The organism is Streptomyces sp. rh34, from assembly GCF_002551245.1.
Classification (GTDB): Bacteria; Actinomycetota; Actinomycetes; order Streptomycetales; family Streptomycetaceae; genus Streptomyces.
The window spans coordinates 1-16,990 of record NZ_NTGZ01000167.1; the positions used below are offsets into that span (position 1 = coordinate 1).

General features: G+C 72.1%; 11 protein-coding genes. 5 read left to right on the top strand and 6 right to left on the bottom strand.

All coding sequences use genetic code 11. The features are described from left to right. From CR470_RS25775 to CR470_RS25785, 3 genes are all read right to left on the bottom strand, one after another. A partial coding sequence (locus tag CR470_RS25775) for a hypothetical protein (RefSeq protein WP_097869924.1) occupies positions 1–2,244 on the bottom strand: 2,244 nt, incomplete at its 3' end. Between the two features lie 81 nt (positions 2,245–2,325). Continuing rightward, positions 2,326–2,580, bottom strand: coding sequence for a WhiB family transcriptional regulator (locus tag CR470_RS25780; RefSeq protein WP_097869933.1), 255 nt, complete (start codon positions 2,578–2,580; stop codon positions 2,326–2,328). 117 nt (positions 2,581–2,697) lie between these two features. Beyond that, positions 2,698–3,492, bottom strand: coding sequence for a VOC family protein (locus CR470_RS25785; RefSeq protein ID WP_097869925.1), 795 nt, complete (start codon positions 3,490–3,492; stop codon positions 2,698–2,700). Between the two features lie 330 nt (positions 3,493–3,822). On the opposite strand from CR470_RS25785, the gene CR470_RS25790 reads away from it, so the two are divergent. Then, positions 3,823–6,039, top strand: a complete 2,217-nt coding sequence (locus CR470_RS25790) for a DEAD/DEAH box helicase (RefSeq protein ID WP_097869926.1) — start codon at positions 3,823–3,825, stop codon at positions 6,037–6,039. 42 nt (positions 6,040–6,081) lie between these two features. On the opposite strand, the gene CR470_RS25795 is transcribed toward CR470_RS25790, so the two are convergent. Continuing rightward, a complete protein-coding gene (locus CR470_RS25795) occupies positions 6,082–7,131 on the bottom strand; it encodes a multicopper oxidase domain-containing protein (protein WP_097869927.1) in 1,050 nt (349 codons plus the stop codon). A 271-nt stretch (positions 7,132–7,402) separates the two neighbouring features. Here CR470_RS25795 and CR470_RS25800 point away from each other — a divergent pair, with 271 nt between their 5' ends. Then, positions 7,403–9,907 (top strand): ThuA domain-containing protein, encoded by a 2,505-nt coding sequence (locus CR470_RS25800; protein ID WP_257138919.1) that lies wholly within the window; start codon positions 7,403–7,405, stop codon positions 9,905–9,907. Beyond that, the gene (locus CR470_RS25805) at positions 9,904–12,138 is read left to right on the top strand and encodes an OmpL47-type beta-barrel domain-containing protein (protein ID WP_097869929.1); all 2,235 of its coding nucleotides are present in this window, start codon (positions 9,904–9,906) and stop codon (positions 12,136–12,138) included. The genes CR470_RS25800 and CR470_RS25805 overlap by 4 nt, the downstream gene beginning before the upstream one ends. A 15-nt stretch (positions 12,139–12,153) precedes the next feature. Here CR470_RS25805 and CR470_RS25810 read toward each other — a convergent pair whose 3' ends face one another. Next, complete coding sequence (locus CR470_RS25810; protein ID WP_097869930.1) at positions 12,154–13,215, bottom strand: hypothetical protein; 1,062 nt, start codon at positions 13,213–13,215, stop codon at positions 12,154–12,156. Beyond that, the gene (ligD, locus tag CR470_RS25815; RefSeq protein WP_257138920.1) at positions 13,212–14,240 is read right to left on the bottom strand and encodes a non-homologous end-joining DNA ligase; all 1,029 of its coding nucleotides are present in this window, start codon (positions 14,238–14,240) and stop codon (positions 13,212–13,214) included. Before ligD ends, CR470_RS25810 begins: the two co-directional genes overlap by 4 nt. Before the next feature lie 76 nt (positions 14,241–14,316). On the opposite strand from ligD, the gene CR470_RS25820 reads away from it, so the two are divergent. Beyond that, positions 14,317–15,378, top strand: coding sequence for an ATP-dependent DNA ligase (locus CR470_RS25820; protein WP_097869931.1), 1,062 nt, complete (start codon positions 14,317–14,319; stop codon positions 15,376–15,378). 132 nt (positions 15,379–15,510) lie between these two features. Further along, positions 15,511–16,479, top strand: coding sequence for a polyphosphate kinase 2 (gene ppk2 / locus CR470_RS25825; RefSeq protein ID WP_097869932.1), 969 nt, complete (start codon positions 15,511–15,513; stop codon positions 16,477–16,479). Positions 16,480–16,990: the final 511 nt, after the last annotated feature.

Below are 16,990 nucleotides of genomic sequence, written 5' to 3' on the forward strand. Positions count from 1 at the left end.
CGCCCGGTCGGAGCCGGCGTGGGCGAGCAGCTCGGGCAGCGACGCGGCGGGCCGGTCGGTGTGGGCGAGGGCGGCGAGCGCTGCTTCCGCGATCACCACGTCCCGGTCAGCGGTCCAGACGCGTACGGCGTCGGCGCCCCGCCCGGGTATGCGGGCGAGCTGCCCCAGGGCGGCGGTGCGCAGATACAGCGGCAGTTTCTCGTCCGTCACCGTGCGCTCCACCGCGCGCTGGGCGGCACGCTGCTGACCGGACGTCCAGCGCTCGGCTCCGGCGGCCTCGACGGTCCAGCGCGCCCCGGGCGCGAGGAACCGGCCCCGGGGCGGTGTCCCGTCGAAGTACGCCTCCAGCAGGTCCGTCCGCCGGCGGGTCACGACGCGCCGGACGTCGGGGAGGGCGATGGCCGAGGGGTGCCGGGCCAGCAGCCGTTCGACCCGTTCGTCCCGCTCGTCCCCGCCGGCCGGGGCCCGGAGCCAGAGGGCGGCGGCGCTCCGGGCGGCAGCCGCGTCACCGTAGTTCACCGCCTGCCACAGCAGGTCCTGGAGGCCGGGCATGGCGTCGGCGCGACGGCCCACGGCGCGGGCCAGGGCCAGGACGAGGCCGTAGTCGGAACGTTCCGCGCCCGCTTCCAGCCAGGGGCGCAGCGCGTCGAAGACGGTGTGCTCCTGGCCCCGGCGCAGCGTCCGGTCCAGCCGGCCGAAGTCCGCGCTGCCGCTGGTGCCGGTGATCCGGACCAGGGTGCGCAGCGCCCAGTTGAGCAGCTCGCGCTGTCCGGTCACCGCGTGTTCGCGCAGCGCGCCGACGGCCAGGGAGCCGAGGGCACCGCGGGTGGCGGCGGAGGAGTCGCGGGCCTCGACGGCGTCGGCGGCGACGCGGTCGAGCAGCGGCTCCACCGCGTCGGTGAGGAGGGCGGGCTTCACCCCGGCCAGGGCGGTGAGGGCGGTGGAGCGGACGGGGTCCTGTTCGTTGCGCAGCCGCAGCAGGTCCTCCAGCACCGTGGCGACGGCGGCCGGATCTCCGGAGCGGCCCGCGCTGCCGACGAGCAGCGCCCAGGCCGTGGCGCGGTCGTCGGCGGCGGGCCCGCGGGTGGCGGCCAGGAGCTGTTCGCGTCCTTCGTCGAAGGGGAGGTAGGAGACGGCGTCGAGGACGGCGGCGTCGTCTCCGCGGGCCCGGGCCCGGTCCGCCATCCGCCGGGCCACGGCCGCGACCCGGTTGCGGGGCAGCGCGTCCAGGAACCGAGTGTCGACGGTGTCCGTCGAGGCTCCCTCGCCCCGGTCCTCGGTGACCGCCTCGTGGAGCGCGGCCCGACGGCCGGGCGGCAGGGCGCGGAGGATCCGGGGCCCCGGGCCCGCCGGGTGCCGCACGCTGCGGCCCAGTTCGACGAGAAGGGTGTCGGGCAGAGCGCGGACGAGGCGGCGCAGCTGGGTCCCGCTGAGCGCGTGGTGCACCTGCGCGCAGACGTCCGGCCTGATGACGAGGCGGGCGAACCGGACCGGGTCGGCGGCGACGAGATGCCCGAGGGGGCCGTGCAGCACGACCGGGAGGCGGGTGGGACCGAACCGTTCGAGGAGGTCGAGCACCCGGTGCGGAAGGGCCCGGGTCGCGGCGGCGATGCCCCGGGGGTGCCCGTACCCGTGCCACCAGGCGTCCCGGGCCGTCACGGGGAGGCCGGCCAGTTCCGCCTCGGCCGAGTCCAGCACCGGTACGGGGTGGTGGTGGCCGAGCGAGGACCAGCAGGCCGTCGAGCGCCGCAGTTCGGGCAGCAGCGTCCCGACCGTCGTGGCCGAGCAGCCGGGCAGCAGGCGGGCCGCCTCGATGTCGCCGTGGGTGTCGCGGACCGCGAGCACCAGGCGGTCGGCGAGCGCGGTGCGGCGGTCGGCGACGATCGCCCGTACGAGGTGGCGGCGCACGGCGGCGGGCGCGTCGGCGAAGGCCCTCTCGTACGCCGCGTCCGGCACGCCGAGTGTCCGCGCCGCGCGCAGGGCGTGCCCGCGCACGACGGCGTCCTCGTCGGCGAGACGCGCCCCGATCCACTCGGCGTCCCGGCCGACCGCGGCGGCGATCACCGCGATCCGGCGCTCGTACGGGTCGCCGTCCTCCAGTTCGTCGAGGACGGCGCGCAGCGACCCCTGGGCGGCCAGTCGGCCCGCTCCGGCCGCCAGTTCGCGCATGCGCCCCGTATGGGGCAGCGGTTCGAGCGCGTCGAGCAGGGCGGCGGCGAGGACGAGGGGCGGTGCGTCGGTCATGGCCCGATTGTGCCGGGCCCGGGCCGAACACCCCAGCCGTTTACGGTGCGTGGTGCGGCCGGGTGCGTGCGGCCGGGGCGTTCAGACCCGTTCGCGGCCTTCTCTGCGCAGTCGCTCGCGCTCCTTCTCCGAAAGGCCGCCCCAGACGCCGAACCGCTCGTCGTTGGCGAGTGCGTACTCCAGGCAGGCCATCCGGCCCTCGCAGGCGTTGCACAGCTGCTTGGCCTCGCGGGTCGAACTGCCCGGAGCCGGGAAGAAGAACTCTGGCCCGGCCTGCGCGCACAACGCGGTCTCCTGCCAGGCGAGCGCGTCGTCGGTCACGGTATTGATCAGCATGGTGCACACGGTGCCCGGTGGCGATAAACAACTGATCAACGATTCATCAATCCGCTCCGAGCGCGGCCCCGCGGCCTCGCCCGAGTCGTCGCCCGTGTCGGCGGGCGCAGCCCGTGTCTACTGCCTCGGCTCGGGCCGCATGACCGCGAAGACCGCACCGTACGGGTCGGCGACGTTGGCCATCTTGCCGACGCCGGGCACGTCCATGGCGGCCAGGGTCTCCGTGCCGCCGAGCCGCTTCGCCCCGGCCACCGTGGCGTCGACGTCGGCCACGGCGAAGTACGGCAGCCAGTGCGGGCCGCGCGCGGCCTCGGACGGGACGTCGCCCATCCGGACCAGGCCGCCGAACGACGCCTCCGGGCCGGCGCCGTCCGGGTGGACGGTGGTGTAGGTGTAGTCGGCGCCCTCCACCTTCAACTGGTCGGTCCCCCAGCCGAAGACGCTGGTGAAGAACGCGGCCGCCGCCGGGACGTCGAAGGTGTACAGCTCGGCCCAGAGGAACGAGCCGGGCTCCTGGACGACGCCGAAGCCGGAATGCTCCTTCGGCTGCCAGGCACCGAAATAGGCTCCGGCGGGGTCCGTGAAGCCGCCCATGCTGCCGAGGTCCAGGACGTCCATCGGCTCGAACGCGGCGCTGCCGCCCGCCCGCGCCACCGCCGCGGCGGTGGCGGCGATGTCGGGCGACTGGAAGGAGACCGACCAGGCACTCGGCGATTCCTCCTCCGGCACCGTCATCACACCGCCGACGTACCGGCCGTCCAGGGTGAACATCCCGTAGCCGCCGACCTCGGGGCCGCCGGGGACCAGGCCCCATCCGAACAGCTCCCGGTAGAAGGCGGCGGCCGCGTCGAGGTCGGGGGTGCCGAGATCGACCCAGTTGGGCGCTCCGTCGAGGAAGGTGGGGCTGATCATCGCGTGCTCCTGGGTCGGTCCGGGTGATCCTGCGCGTCCGGTGCTGCCGGTTGGTTCCTCTCCATCCGAGTCTCGCACCGGGCACCGACGACCGCAGTCCGCGCGGGGCCGACCGGGTCGCGGTCGGACCGGCGGTGCTCGGCGTCCGCCGTGCGCTCAGGTTAGGCATCGCGCGCCTGCCGGGGCGAAGCGTTGGAGCGGCGCGTCGCGGCCGTCGTGGGGCAACGGTGCACGCCCGGGGCCTGTCGGTGGGGCGTGGCACGATGGTGGGATGGCCGACGGAGCGGGGGCCCGGGGCCGTGAGCCCCCTCCGGGAACATGAGGACGTACATGAAGCGGAGCGGGGCGGCGGGCAGGACACTCGCGCAGGGGGCAGCCGAGAGCCCGGTACCCACGGGTGGGGCGGTCCGTGAGCTGCTCGCACGGGCGGAGCGGCTCCTGGAGAGCGCCCGTGCCGTGCCGGCGGACCGGGGAGACGCCGTGGACGCCGTACGATCCGTGCTCGATCCGCTGCTCGACTCCCTGGTGGGCCGGGAGCTGGCCGTCATTCCCGTCTCCCGGCTCAAGGACGTCACCGAGGGGCGGCTGCGCCTCGGGGCGCTGGAGCAGGCCGGGTTCGGCACGGTCGGCCAGGTCCACGGCACGAACCGCTACGAGCTCCGGCAGCTTCCCGGCGTCGGTGCCCACACCGCCGACCAGGCGCTGGCCGCCGCCGCGCAGATCGCCCACGCCGTGCGGGACACCGTCTCGGTGCGGATCGACGTGGACGCCCCGGACGACACCAGCACCGCGCTGGTCATCGCCCTGCACCGGCTGGCCGAGGCAGGTGCGGACGCGCGGCGGGCGGTGGACGCGGCCCGTCGGCTCGCCGAGCGGCTCGGCCCTCCGGTGGCGGCGGCCGCCCCGGCCGGGAGCCGGCTGCGGATGCTGTTCACCGGACGGGAGGCGCGGGCGCGGGCGCGCGAGGCCGTCGGCGCGGTTCGGTCGGCAGTGGCGGAGGCCGAGGAGCGCGAACTGCCGGTGCTCTTCGCACAGGCGTCGGCCGACCTGTTGCGGTCACCGGCGTCGCCCGCCGAGGCCTGGGTGGACTTCGAGCTGCGGTCCGCCGAGTACTACAGCCTGCTCGCCGAGCTGTCCGGCAGCGGTCCGGACCGGGACGCCGCCGAGGGCTTCCTGCCCGCCGGGATCGCGGACCGGGTACGCGCGCTCCGCCTCGACGACACGCATCTGCGGGTGTCCCTGCGGGGGTACCAGGCTTTCGGGGCGCGTTTCGCGCTGGCGCAGAAGCGGGTCGTCATCGGGGACGAGATGGGGCTCGGCAAGACCGTGCAGGCCATCGCGGCGCTCGCCCACCTCGCCGCCCGCGGCGAGAGCCACTTCCTCGTGGTCTGCCCGGCGAGCGTGCTGATCAACTGGACCCGGGAGATCCGGGCCCGCTCCACCCTGCGCGCCGTGCCGGTGCACGGCGCGGAGCGGACGGAGGCGTTCGCGGACTGGCGTGACTACGGCGGGGTGGCGGTGACCACCTTCGACGCACTGCACCTGCTGCCCGTGGCGGCGGACTCGGCGCGACCCGGGATGCTGGTCGTGGACGAGGCCCACTTCGTGAAGAACCCCGCGGCCCGTCGGTCCCGGGCGGTCGCCGGCTGGGCGGAGCACGTGGAGCGGGTGCTGTTCCTCACGGGCACCCCGATGGAGAACCGGGTCGAGGAGTTCCGCAGCCTGGTGCGCCAACTGCGCCCCGAACTCGCGCCGTCGGTCAGCTCCACGCACGGCGCGGCCGGTTCGCGGGCCTTCCGCCGGGCCGTGGCCCCCGCCTATCTGCGCCGCAATCAGGTCGACGTGCTGGCCGAACTCCCGGCGCTGGTCCACGTGGACGAGTGGGAGGAGTTCGGTGCCGAGGACCGGGACGCCTACCGCCGGGCGGTCGCCTCCGGGCGGTTCATGCGGATGCGCCGTGCCGCCTACGCCGTGCCCGGGTCCTCCGCCAAGCTGGAACGGCTGCGCGAACTCGTCGACGAGGCGCGGGACAACGGCCTGAAGGTGGTGGTGTTCTCCTACTTCCGCGAGGTCCTCGCGACGGTCGGGGACGCCCTGGGGCCGGACGCCTACGGGCCGCTCTCCGGGGGCGTCCCGCCGGCCCGGCGGCAGGAGCTGGTCGACGCCTTCTCCGCCGCGGACGGGCACGCGGTGCTGCTGAGCCAGATCCAGGCCGGGGGCACCGGACTGAACATGCAGGCCGCCTCCGTGGTCATCCTGTGCGAGCCGCAGATCAAGCCCACGCTGGAGCACCAGGCGGTCGCCCGCGCCCACCGGATGGGCCAGGTGCGCACGGTCCAGGTGCACCGGCTGCTGGCCACGGACAGCGTCGACCAGCGCCTGGTGGAGCTGCTGACCCGCAAGGACCGGCTCTTCGACGCGTATGCCCGGCGCAGCGACCTGGCGGAGACCACCCCGGACGCGGTGGACGTCTCCGACGCCGAGCTGGCCCGGCGCATCGTCGAGGAGGAGCAGCAGCGGCTCGCGGACGACACCCTCCGCCCGTGACCGGGCCCGCCCTCGGCACGGGCCCCGCACGGACGGGCGGGGTCAGTGCTGGTGCTCCCCGGCGCCCGCCCCGGCCTTCTCCTCGGCGCTCTTCGTGCCGCTCTTCTCCTCGGCCCTCTTCTCCGCGCCGCCCGCCGCGTGGTGGGGCTCGTAGCCCGGGATCGTGCCGTCGGGCTTCTTGATCAGCAGGAGTCCCGCCATCCCCATGTCGGAGTGGCTCTGGACGTGGCAGTGGTACATCCACGCGCCCGCGCCCACGCGTTCGCCCGCGATGATCTGGAGGCCGAAGGAGTCCGCAGGGCCACAGATCTTGTTGTCGATGACCCGGCTCGGGTCGTCGGGGCCGGTGAGGATGCCGGTCCGGTTGTCCGCCCAGCGGTGACCGTGGATATGGAAGGTGTGGTAGTACTCACCGTGCGTGATCATCACGAATTCGAGCCGATCACCCACCGTGGCCTCGAAGTTGACGCTGTTGTGGGCCGTCTTGTTGTTGATCATCATGTCGTTGAAGACGACCGTGCACGTCTGGTCGGGCAGGATGTCGCCCTTGCGGCGCACGACGACCGGCCCGTACAGCCCCTTGCGGATGCCGCCGGTGCCGTGGTCCGTGCCGACGACGTGGTCGTGGTAGTGCCAGTAGCCCGCGCTGCCCGGCTCGTACGTGCCGTCCTTGCGGAGGCGCGGGGCGTGGGTGCGCCAGGTGTACGTCCGGGTGCCGCCGGGCTCGACGTGACTCCTGTTCATCCGCGTGCCGTCGTTGGCGATGTCGTAGTCGACGCCGTGGACGTGGAGGCTGGCGTCGACGTCGGTGAGGTTCTCGAACTCGATGTGGACCGTGTCGCCCTCGTTCAGCTCGATGAGAGGGCCGGGGATCGAGGCCTTGCCCTTCTCGAAGCCGTAGCCCAGCTCGCCGTTCGGCAACTTCTCGGCGTACATCCTCAGTCGGCGCACCACCCCACCGGCCGGGGCCGTACGGGGCGGATTCTCGGCCGAGCTCGCCTCCACCGCTCCGAGCGACAACGATGTCACCCCGGTCGCGGCCGCGGCTGCGCCACCCACCAGCATCCGCCGGCTGAAGGTCCTTCGGTCCATGTCGAACTCCCCACTGCGATAAGGAAACTGGCGATGCCGCCGATACGGAACGGCGCTTACGGGATCCCGGAACGGGCCACACCGTAGCCGGGGCGTCTCCGTTTATCCACACCCAGGACAAAGTTCACACGATTGCCGCCATACCTATTGGCGTACCGCGAAAAGAGGTCTAGCTTCGTGCGCTGTTACAGGGATTCGAGAGGTACTGACGAAGAGTGAACAAGCCACAGTCACCGAGAGGTGCAGTGACCACAGAGGGGTGGGTGACCACATGCAGCGCGCATCACATCACCGGTCCAGATCACGACGCGGCCTCGCGGCGGCCGTGGCGGCCGGCGCACTGACCGTGTCCATGCTGGGCAGCGGCGGCCCGGCCAGCGCGGATCCGTCGCCGGACCGGGCCCTGGTCGAGAAGATGGCGACAACGTTGTCCTTGCCGACTCCGCCCGGTTCCGCCAAACAAGTCAAGGTGCTGGTCTTCCACGCCTCGGCCGGCGACGAGGCACCGTACACGGACGCCGGCATCGCGGCGATCGAGAAGATCGGGCTGAGCGGCCCGGAGGCCGGCCGGTTCGCCACCGTGGCCACGGCCGACCCCAGGGTCTTCACCAACGGCAAGCGGCTCGGCTCCTTCCACGCCGTCGTCTTCCTGACCGGCGGGGGCGACGTCCTCGACCCGGAGCAGGAAGCGGGCCTGGAGGCCTACATGGAGGCAGGCGGCGGCTTCCTCGGCATCCATGACGCGGCGCGCACCGAGCCGTACTCGGACTGGTTCACCGGACTGGTCGGCGCCCGCCCCGCGGCGAACAGCCCGGCTTCCGCGCAGCGGGCGACCGTCGAGATCGGGGACCGGATCCACCCGGCCACCAAGAACCTGCCGCTGGAGTGGAAGCGCCCGGACAAGTGGCTGAACTGGACGAAGAACCCGTCCGGTGACGTGCACACCGTGGCGCGCGTACGGGAGACGACGTACAAGCCGGGCGCGAGCGCCAACGGCTGGGACCACCCGGTCTCCTGGTGCCGCGACTACGACGGCGGCCGGTCCTTCTACACGGCCATGGGCGGTACGGCGAACAGCTTCGCGGAGACCGACTTCCGCGACCATCTGCGCGGCGCCCTCGCCTGGACGAACCGGACCTCGCAGGCCGACTGCAAGGCGACCATCACCTCCAACTACACCGCCGAGCGTCTGACCCAGCCCAACCAGCCGGGCCAGAACGACCAGATCGGCGAACCGCACGGTCTGGTGACCGCGCCGGACGGGCGGGTCCTCTACATCGGGCGCGGCGGGGCCGACAGTTCCGCCCCCGTCGTCATCGACTGGAACGACCCGGACATCGGCAAGGGCAAGGGCGAGATCCACGTCTACGACCCGAAGACCGGGAAGGTCACGCTGGCGGGTGCCCTCGACGTCTTCGGCAACAAGGGCGGCGGCGACGAACTGGTCAAGGTCGAGGAGGGGTTGCTCGGTATCGAGCTGGACCCGGACTTCGCGTCGAACGGGTGGGTGTACCTGCACTACACGCCGCACGCGAAGATCGACCGCGACAAGCGCATGGCGACCCGGCAGGTCTCCCGTTTCACCTTCGACTCCGCGACCAACAAGCTGGACCTGGCCTCGGAGAAGGTGCTGCTCGGCTGGCCGGTGCAGATCCACAGCTGCTGCCACGCGGGCGGCGGCATGGCCTGGGACTCGCAGGACAACCTGTACATCGCCACCGGTGACAACAACTCCTCCGGATTCAGCGACGGTTACTCCGGCAACAACCCGCAGCCGAACTACAAGGGCGTCTCCTTCGCCGACGCGCGGCGCACCGCGGGCAACACCAACAACCTCAACGGGAAGATCCTGCGGATCCACCCGGAGGACGACGGTACGTACACCCTGCCCGAGGGCAACCTCTTCACCGGCAAGGAGCCGGACGAGGGCGGCGGGAAGACCCGCGGCGAGATCTATGTGATGGGCGTGCGCAACCCGGCCCGGATCTCGATCGACACCTCGACGGACACGCTGTACGCGGGCTGGGTCGGCCCCGACGCGGGCTCCCCCTCCACCACCTGGGGCCCGGCGAAGTACGACACGTTCGCCGCGATCACCAAGGCGGGCAACCACGGCTGGCCGTACTGCATGGGCAACAACCAGCCCTACCGCGACCGCAATCTGCCCGACCCGACCAAGCCGCTGGGCTGGTACGACTGCGACGCCCCGAAGAACGAGTCGCCGAACAACGACGGCCTGGTCAAGCTGCCCCCGGTGACCCCGAACACCATCTGGTACTCCCCGCAGGGCGGCGGGGTCGACTACCCGCGCGACGAGAACGGCGTACCGAGCTACAAGACCGAGGAGGGCAAGGAACTGCTCCCCTGGCTCAAGGGCGGCGGGCAGGCCACGATGAACGGCCCGGTCTACCGCTACGACGCGCAGAGCGAGTCCACCGCCAAGTGGCCCGCCTACTGGGACGGCAAGTGGTTCGTCGGCGACTTCTACGACGCCACCCAGCCCCGGCACGCCGTGCTCACCGACCCGAAGACGGTCGGCAAGGGCGGACTGCCCACGCACGCCGAGTCGTTGAAGAAGATCATCCCGGTCGGGGCGGACGGCATCCGCAACCTGATGGACTGGAAGTTCGCACCGGACGGTTCGCTGTACGTCCTGGACTACGGGCGAGGCTTCTTCACCTCCGACTCCAAGTCAGCGCTGTGGCGCGTGACGTACAAGGGCGGCGCCGCGACCCCGGCCGCCAAGGATCTCGTCGGAAAGGCGGCGGCGAAGTGAGACACCACTCGCTCCTGACACGCGGGCGGCACCGTCCGCCGAGCTTCTGGGTGGCCCTGCTGGCCTCCCTCCTGATGGTCCTCGGCCTGACCTCGACGGCCGCGTACGGCAAGGGGGACGACGCTCCCGCCGCTGCCGCCGACCAGGTGCTGACCTGGACCGCGGGCGACCCGATCGACCGCTACCTGTCCGCGCCCAAGACGGCGGTGGCCGGCAGGGCGACCATCGTCTTCGAGAACAGCACGGCCACCGGGAACACGACGAGCATGCCGCACACGCTGACGTTCGGCGTGTCGGACCCGGAGTTCAACAACGACGTCCAGCTGAACATCCTCGCCAACCCGGGCGACGCCGAGGGCGGCAAGCACAGCGTGGAGGTCACGCTGTCGCCCGGCCGGTACTTCTATCACTGCACGATCCCCGGCCACGGCATGATGCAGGGCATCCTGACCGTCACCGAGGGCAGCGGCGAGGACACCGAGGCCCCCGCGACCACGGCGAAGGTCGACGGCGACAGAGACGGTGACGGCGCGTACATCGGCCAGGCCACCGTCGCCGTCGAGGCCACCGACGCGGGCTCCGGCGTCGACACCGTCGAGTTCGCCCTCGGGGCGGACGGCGAGTGGCAGCCCTACACCGCGCCCGTCGTGGTGAACGAGGTCGGCGACCACACGGTCCGCTACCGGGCCACCGACAAGGCGGGCAACGTGGCGGCGGAGAAGTCCGTCGACTTCGCGGTCGCCGCGCCGCCGACCGACGACAAGACGCCGCCGGAGACCTCGGCGACCGTCTCGGGCGAGAAGGACGACGCGGGCGCGTACCTGGGGATGGCCACGGTCACCGTGACCGCGTCCGACACCGGGTCCGGCGTCAACACCATCGAGTACGCGCTCGGCGCGGACGGCGCGTGGCAGCCGTACACCGCACCGGTGATGGTCCACGAGGTGGGCGAGCACCAGGTCCGCTACCGGGCCACCGACCGGTCGGGCAACGTGGCGGACGAGAAGGCCGTCGACTTCACCGTGGTCGAGCCGCCGTCCCAGGACCAGACGGCTCCGGAGACCTCGGTGAAGGTCGAGGGCGACAAGAACTCCGACGGCGCGTTCATCACCAGCGCCAGGGCCACCGTCTCGGCGACCGACGACGACTCGGGCGTGGACAAGGTCGAGTACTCCCTCGACGGCGGCCCCTACCTGGCGTACACCACCCCGGTGATCGTCGACCGGGTCGGCTACCACTCCATCGCCCACCGGGCGACGGACAAGGCGGGCAACACCTCCGAGGCGAAGAAGGTGTCGTTCACCATCGCCCAGGGCGGCGGGGTTCCCGCGCCGAACTGCGCGGAGTTCGACGAGCGGCACACCGTCTTCGTCGGCACGATCGACACGGGCGTGCCGAACCGGATCACCCGTAACCGCTGCACGATCAACGAGCTGATCGAGGACGAGAAGGACTGGTCCTCCCACGCGCTGTTCCTCAAGCACGTGACGTCGGTGCTCGACAGGCTGAGGACCGACGGTGTCATCGACCGGCGCGAGCGCAGGGCCATCTACCAGGCCGCCAAGGAGTCGGGCATCGGGAAGCCGGGCCAGGTCGAGGGCTACACCAAGCTCTTCGACGGCACGGCGGCCTCGCTCGCCAAGTGGAGCCACGTGGGCGGCGGCGCGTTCGGGCTGAACGAGGAGGAGGGCTCGATCACCAGCTCCACCACGGTGGACGGCATGGGCATGCTGTGGTTCCCGACCCGTGCGTACGGCGACTTCTCGCTGAAGCTCCAGTGGCGGGACGACGCCCCGGGTTCGGGCAACGCCAACGGCGGGGTCTTCGTCCGCTTCCCGAAGGTCCACGACCACCCGGAGGAGTCGCGTCCGGAGTGGGTCGCCATCAAGTACGGCCATGAGATCCAGGTCAACGACCGGCCGGACGGCGACATGTACAAGACCGGTTCGGTGTACGGCTTCGACCGGGTGGGTCTCGGCGGCGCCGGGGTCACACCGAAGGGCACCTGGAACGACTACGAGATCAAGGTGGTGGACCAGCACTACGAGATCTACCGCAACGGTGTCCTGATCAACGAGTTCGACAACACCGGCGGTCAGCTCTTCGAGCCGCCGCGGGGCGACGACCCGGGCACCGACGGCCGGCGGTTCGCCTCCGGTTACATCGGGCTCCAGGTGCACGGCGTCACCGACGTCATCTCGTACCGCGACATCCGGATCAAGGAGCTGTAAACCGCACGGAAGGTCTCAGGTGGCCGCGGTCGCATGCTCCGGCGTGCGGGCGCGGCCACCGGGGTGCCGGTGCCGCCACACCCAGAACACCGTGCAGGAGACCAGCGCCCAGCCGGCGAGGACCAGGTACGGGAAGACGAACTGGTGGCCCTGGTAGTAGACGGCGGTGTGCTGGGCGTTGACGGAGGCCCCCGGCGGCAGCCAGCGGCCGATGTGCCCGAGCGCCGAGGGCAGCAGCGGCCAGGACACCGCGCCACCGGATGACGGGTTGCCGAGCAGCACCATGACGCCCCAGGTGGGGATCATCGCCCAGCGGCCCATCAACGTGTTGAACATGGTGAAGACCATGCCGGAGGTGAACATCGTGAACGCCAGGATCAGCCAGGACTGGACGAACGGCAGGTTCACCGCCCCGAGCCACCAGTCCACCGCCGCCGCGATGGCGAAGCCGCCGAGCAGGGCGTAGGCGGCGGTGAAGGCGATCCGCTCGGCCGGGTTGAGTCCGTGGGCGTGCACGCTGAGCTGGATCGCGCCGAGGAAGCCCATGATCACGGCGGCCAGCGAGATGTAGAACAGGGCGAGCCCGCGCGGGTCGCCCCGCTGGAGCGGCTTGATGTCGCGGACGGTGACCTCGACCCCGGTGGCCTCGCCCACCTCCAGGCCCGCCTTTCCGAGCAGCTCGGCCACGGACGCGCCGGAGGCTCCGGCCACGTCGAGCGCCACTCCCCCGTCCGACGCGCGCACGATGGCGAAGACCTTCTGCTCGTCCAGGGCGCGGCGGGCGTCGGCGACGTCGGGATAGTCGCGCAGTTCGAGCGAGGCGTCGAGGGCCTTCTCCATGCCCGCGACGAACGTCTCGCCGCGCGCCGCCTCCGGCCGGGTGACCAGGGCGGCGGGGATGCGGTGCGGGGTCGGGTCGGCCATCGCGTACGTGTACGAGCCGGCGAAGAGACCGGCCGCGGCGGCGACGATCAGGACGAGGACGGTCGCGGGGAGGAACGGGCTGTGCTTGTACGCCTCCCAGCGCTCGCGGAGAGTCGGGGTCCGACCGTGCGCGCCGTGCTGCTCGCCGCTCACGCCGTCTCGCCGTCATCGTCGTCGTGGCGGGCACGGCTGGGCTGGACGCGCTTGGGCTCGCCGGGCATCTTCGGATACTCCGGCGGATAGGGCATGTCGCCGAGCCCGCGCTCCTTCTCGTCCCGGTCGGCCAGCTCCAGCAGGGCGTCGAGCCGGAACGCCTCCTGGTCCATGTCGGCGTGGACGTCGCCGAGTTCGGCGTAGCGCGCCGGGAGCGTGACGATGTCGAAGTCGCGCGGTTCGGCGTCGTCGATCTCCTCCCAGCGCAGCGGCGCGGATACCGGGGCGTGCGGGAAGGGGCGTACGGAGTAGGCGGAGGCGATGGTGCGGTCGCGGGCGGTCTGGTTGAAGTCGACGAAGATCCGCTCACCGCGCTCCTCCTTCCACCAGGCGGTCGTCACCCGCTCGGGCATCCGCCGCTCCAGCTCGCGCCCGGCGGCGATGGTGGCGCGCCGCACCTCGGTGAAGGTCCAGTCGGGCTCGATGGGCACGAAGACGTGGATGCCCCGGCCGCCGGAGGTCTTGGGCCAGCCTCGTACGCCGTGGTCCTCCAGGACGGAGCGCAGCTCATGGGCGGCGGTGACGGCGTCGGCGTAGTCGGTACCGGGCTGCGGGTCCAGGTCGATGCGGAGTTCGTCCGGGTGGTCGGTGTCCCCGCCGCGGACCGGCCAGGGGTGGAAGGTGAGGGTGCCGAGGTTGGCGGCCCAGATGACGGCGGCGAGCTCGGTGGGGCAGATCTCGTCGGCAGACCGCCCGCTGGGGAAGGCGATGCGGGCGGTGGGGATCCACTCGGGAAGGTTCTTCGGGGCGCGCTTCTGGTAGAAGAAGTCGCCCTCCACCCCGTCGACGAACCGCTGGAGCGTGGTCGGCCGGTGGTTCAGGGCCCGGGTGATCCCCGGCCCCACCGCCAGGAAGTACTCGGCCACGTCCCTCTTGGTGTAGCCCTTCTCCGGGAAGTACACCTTGTCCGGGTTGGACAGCCTCACGGCCCGTCCGCCCGCGTCCAGCTCCACCGCTGCTCCCATGACGGCCACCGTAGGCCGGTCGCACATATGCCGCACATCGGGAGACATGGGCGGGCGGGCGGTCCAGAATCGGCGCATGGACCTGCCGGTGATGCCGCCCGTGAAGCCGATGCTCGCCAAGTCGGTGTCCAAGATCCCGCCGGGCATGAGCTACGAGGCGAAGTGGGACGGCTTCCGGGCGATCGTGTACCGGGACGGCGACGAGGTGGAGATCGGCAGCCGCACGGGCAAGTCGCTGACCCGCTACTTCCCCGACCTGGTCGACGTCGTACGGGAGAACCTGCCGCCGCGCTGTGTGATCGACGGGGAGATCGTCATCGCCCACGAGGGGCGGCTCGACTTCGAGCGGCTCGGCGAGCGCATCCATCCGGCGGACTCCCGGGTGCGGCTGCTCGCCGAGCAGACCCCGGCGAGTCTGATCGCCTTCGACGTCCTCGCCGTCGACGACACCTCCCTTCTCCCCACCCGGCAGGCGGACCGGCGGGAGGTGCTGGAGGCGGCGCTCTCCGGCGCGTCCGCGCCGGTGTTCCTCGCCCCGGCCACCACGGACATCGAGGTCGCCCGGGAGTGGTTCGAACGGTACGAGGGGGCCGGGCTCGACGGGATCGTGGCCAAACCGCTCGATCTCCCCTACCGGCCGGACGCCCGGGCGATGTACAAGATCAAGCACGAGCGGACGGCCGATGTCGTGGTGGCGGGCTATCGCGAGCACAAGAGCGGCCCGGTCGTCGGCTCGATCCTGCTCGGCCTCTACAACGCCGACGGCGTGCTCCAGCACGTCGGGGTCTGCGCGGCGTTCCCGATGAAGCGGCGCGCCGAGCTGGCCGAGGAACTCGCGCCGCTGCGCGTCGGGTCCGCCGAACACCCGTGGGCCGCCTGGGCGGACGCGGCGGCGCACGAGCAGTCCCGGCTGCCGGGGACGCAGAACCGCTGGTCGGGCAAGAAGGACCAGTCCTGGGTGCCGCTGCGCCCGGAGCGGGTGTGCGAGGTGGCCTACGACCACATGGAGGGCGACCGGTTCCGGCACACCACCCAGTTCCGTCGGTGGCGGCCGGACCGGTCCCCCGCCGGCTGTACGTACGCGCAGTTGGAGGAGGTCGTCTCCTACGACCTGTCCCAGGTGTTGTCAGGCGGCTGACCCCGGCCACCGCGCCGGCTCGGGCATGCCCGGCAGCTGCCGGGGCACATTCCCGTGCGGGAGAGGGCTCATCCGCGGCGGGCCGGGGCCTCTCCCGCCGCACCGGACCGTGAAGCGAACGGGGACACGACCATGACCGACGGCGGCCAGAACACCGACCCCGCGGAGCTGCTGAAGGGACTGACCGTCGACGGCCGGCGCCCCGAGCAGCCCGTGCTCCTTGACGAGCAGGGCCGTGCTCTTGAGACGTGGCGGGAGAACTATCCGTACGACCGGAGGGTGCGCCGCAGGGAGTACGAACGGGAGAAACGATTCCTCCAGATCGAGCTCCTGAAGCTCCAGCGGTGGGTCCGCGAGAGCGGGCAGCGGCTGGTGGTCCTGTGCGAGGGCCGCGACGCGGCGGGCAAGGGCGGCACGATCCAGCGGTTCACCGAGCGGCTCAACCCGCGTGGGGCGCGCGTGGTCGCCCTGGAGAAGCCCACCGAGCGCGAGAGCGGGCAGTGGTACTTCCAGCGGTATGTGGCACATCTGCCGACCGCAGGCGAGATCGTCTTCTTCGACCGCTCCTGGTACAACCGGGCCGGGGTGGAACGGGTGATGGGCTTCTGCACACCGGAGCAGTACGAGCACTTCCTGAAGCAGGCCCCGCAGTTCGAGCGGATGCTCGTCGATGACGGTGTCCTGCTGGTGAAGTTCTGGTTCTCGGTCTCCCGCAGTGAACAGCGGACCCGCTTCGCGATCCGGCAGGTCGACCCGGTGCGCCAGTGGAAGCTGTCGCCGACCGACCTGGCTTCCTTGGATCTCTGGGACGAGTACACCACCGCGAAGGTCGAGATGTTCCGGGCCACGGACACCGAGTACGCGCCGTGGACCGTGGTGAAGAGCAACGACAAGAAGCGCGGCAGGCTGGAGGCGATGCGCAGCCTTCTGTGGCGTTTCGACTACGACAGCAAGGACGAGAAGGCCGTAGGAACACCGGACCCGCTGATCCTCGGCCCGGCGGACACCCTGCTGGAGCCCGGCGAGGAGCGGACCGACCTCTCACCCACTCCTCTGGCCGGCCGGGCACACGGGCCGGGCGACCATCCCGGGCGGGCGTGACCCCTGAGCATGTCGCCCCACGACGCCGCCCGCCTCAGGGCGTCATGGACGTGAACGGGAATGTCCGGCCGCGTCTCGGCACGTGGGCCGCCCAGGTCCCGAGACGCGCAGACCGTACCGGGCTCAGCCACCGGATCCTGCGCCCGGCACACAGGGATCGCCGGGTTCGTCCTGGCTGCCCGGGGACTCCTCGCCCGGAGAGGGATCCGACGGCGAAGGTGACGGGGTGTCGTCGGGGCAGCCCGGGCCGGGGTCGGGCGGTGTGGTGGGGCCGGGGTCCGTCGGGTCGGGGCTGGGACTCGGGCCCGGATCGGTGGGACCCGGGTCGGTCGGGCCGGGATCGGTGGGGCCCGGGTCCGTCGGACCGGTCGGGTCGGGGCTGGGGCTCGGGCCGGGGTCGGTGGGGCCGGGGTCCGTCGGGTCGGGGCCCGGGCTCGGTGAGCCGGGGCCTGTGGGACGGGGGGTGGGCGTCGGACCCGGCGGCCGGGTGGGCTGCGGGCCGACGCTGTCT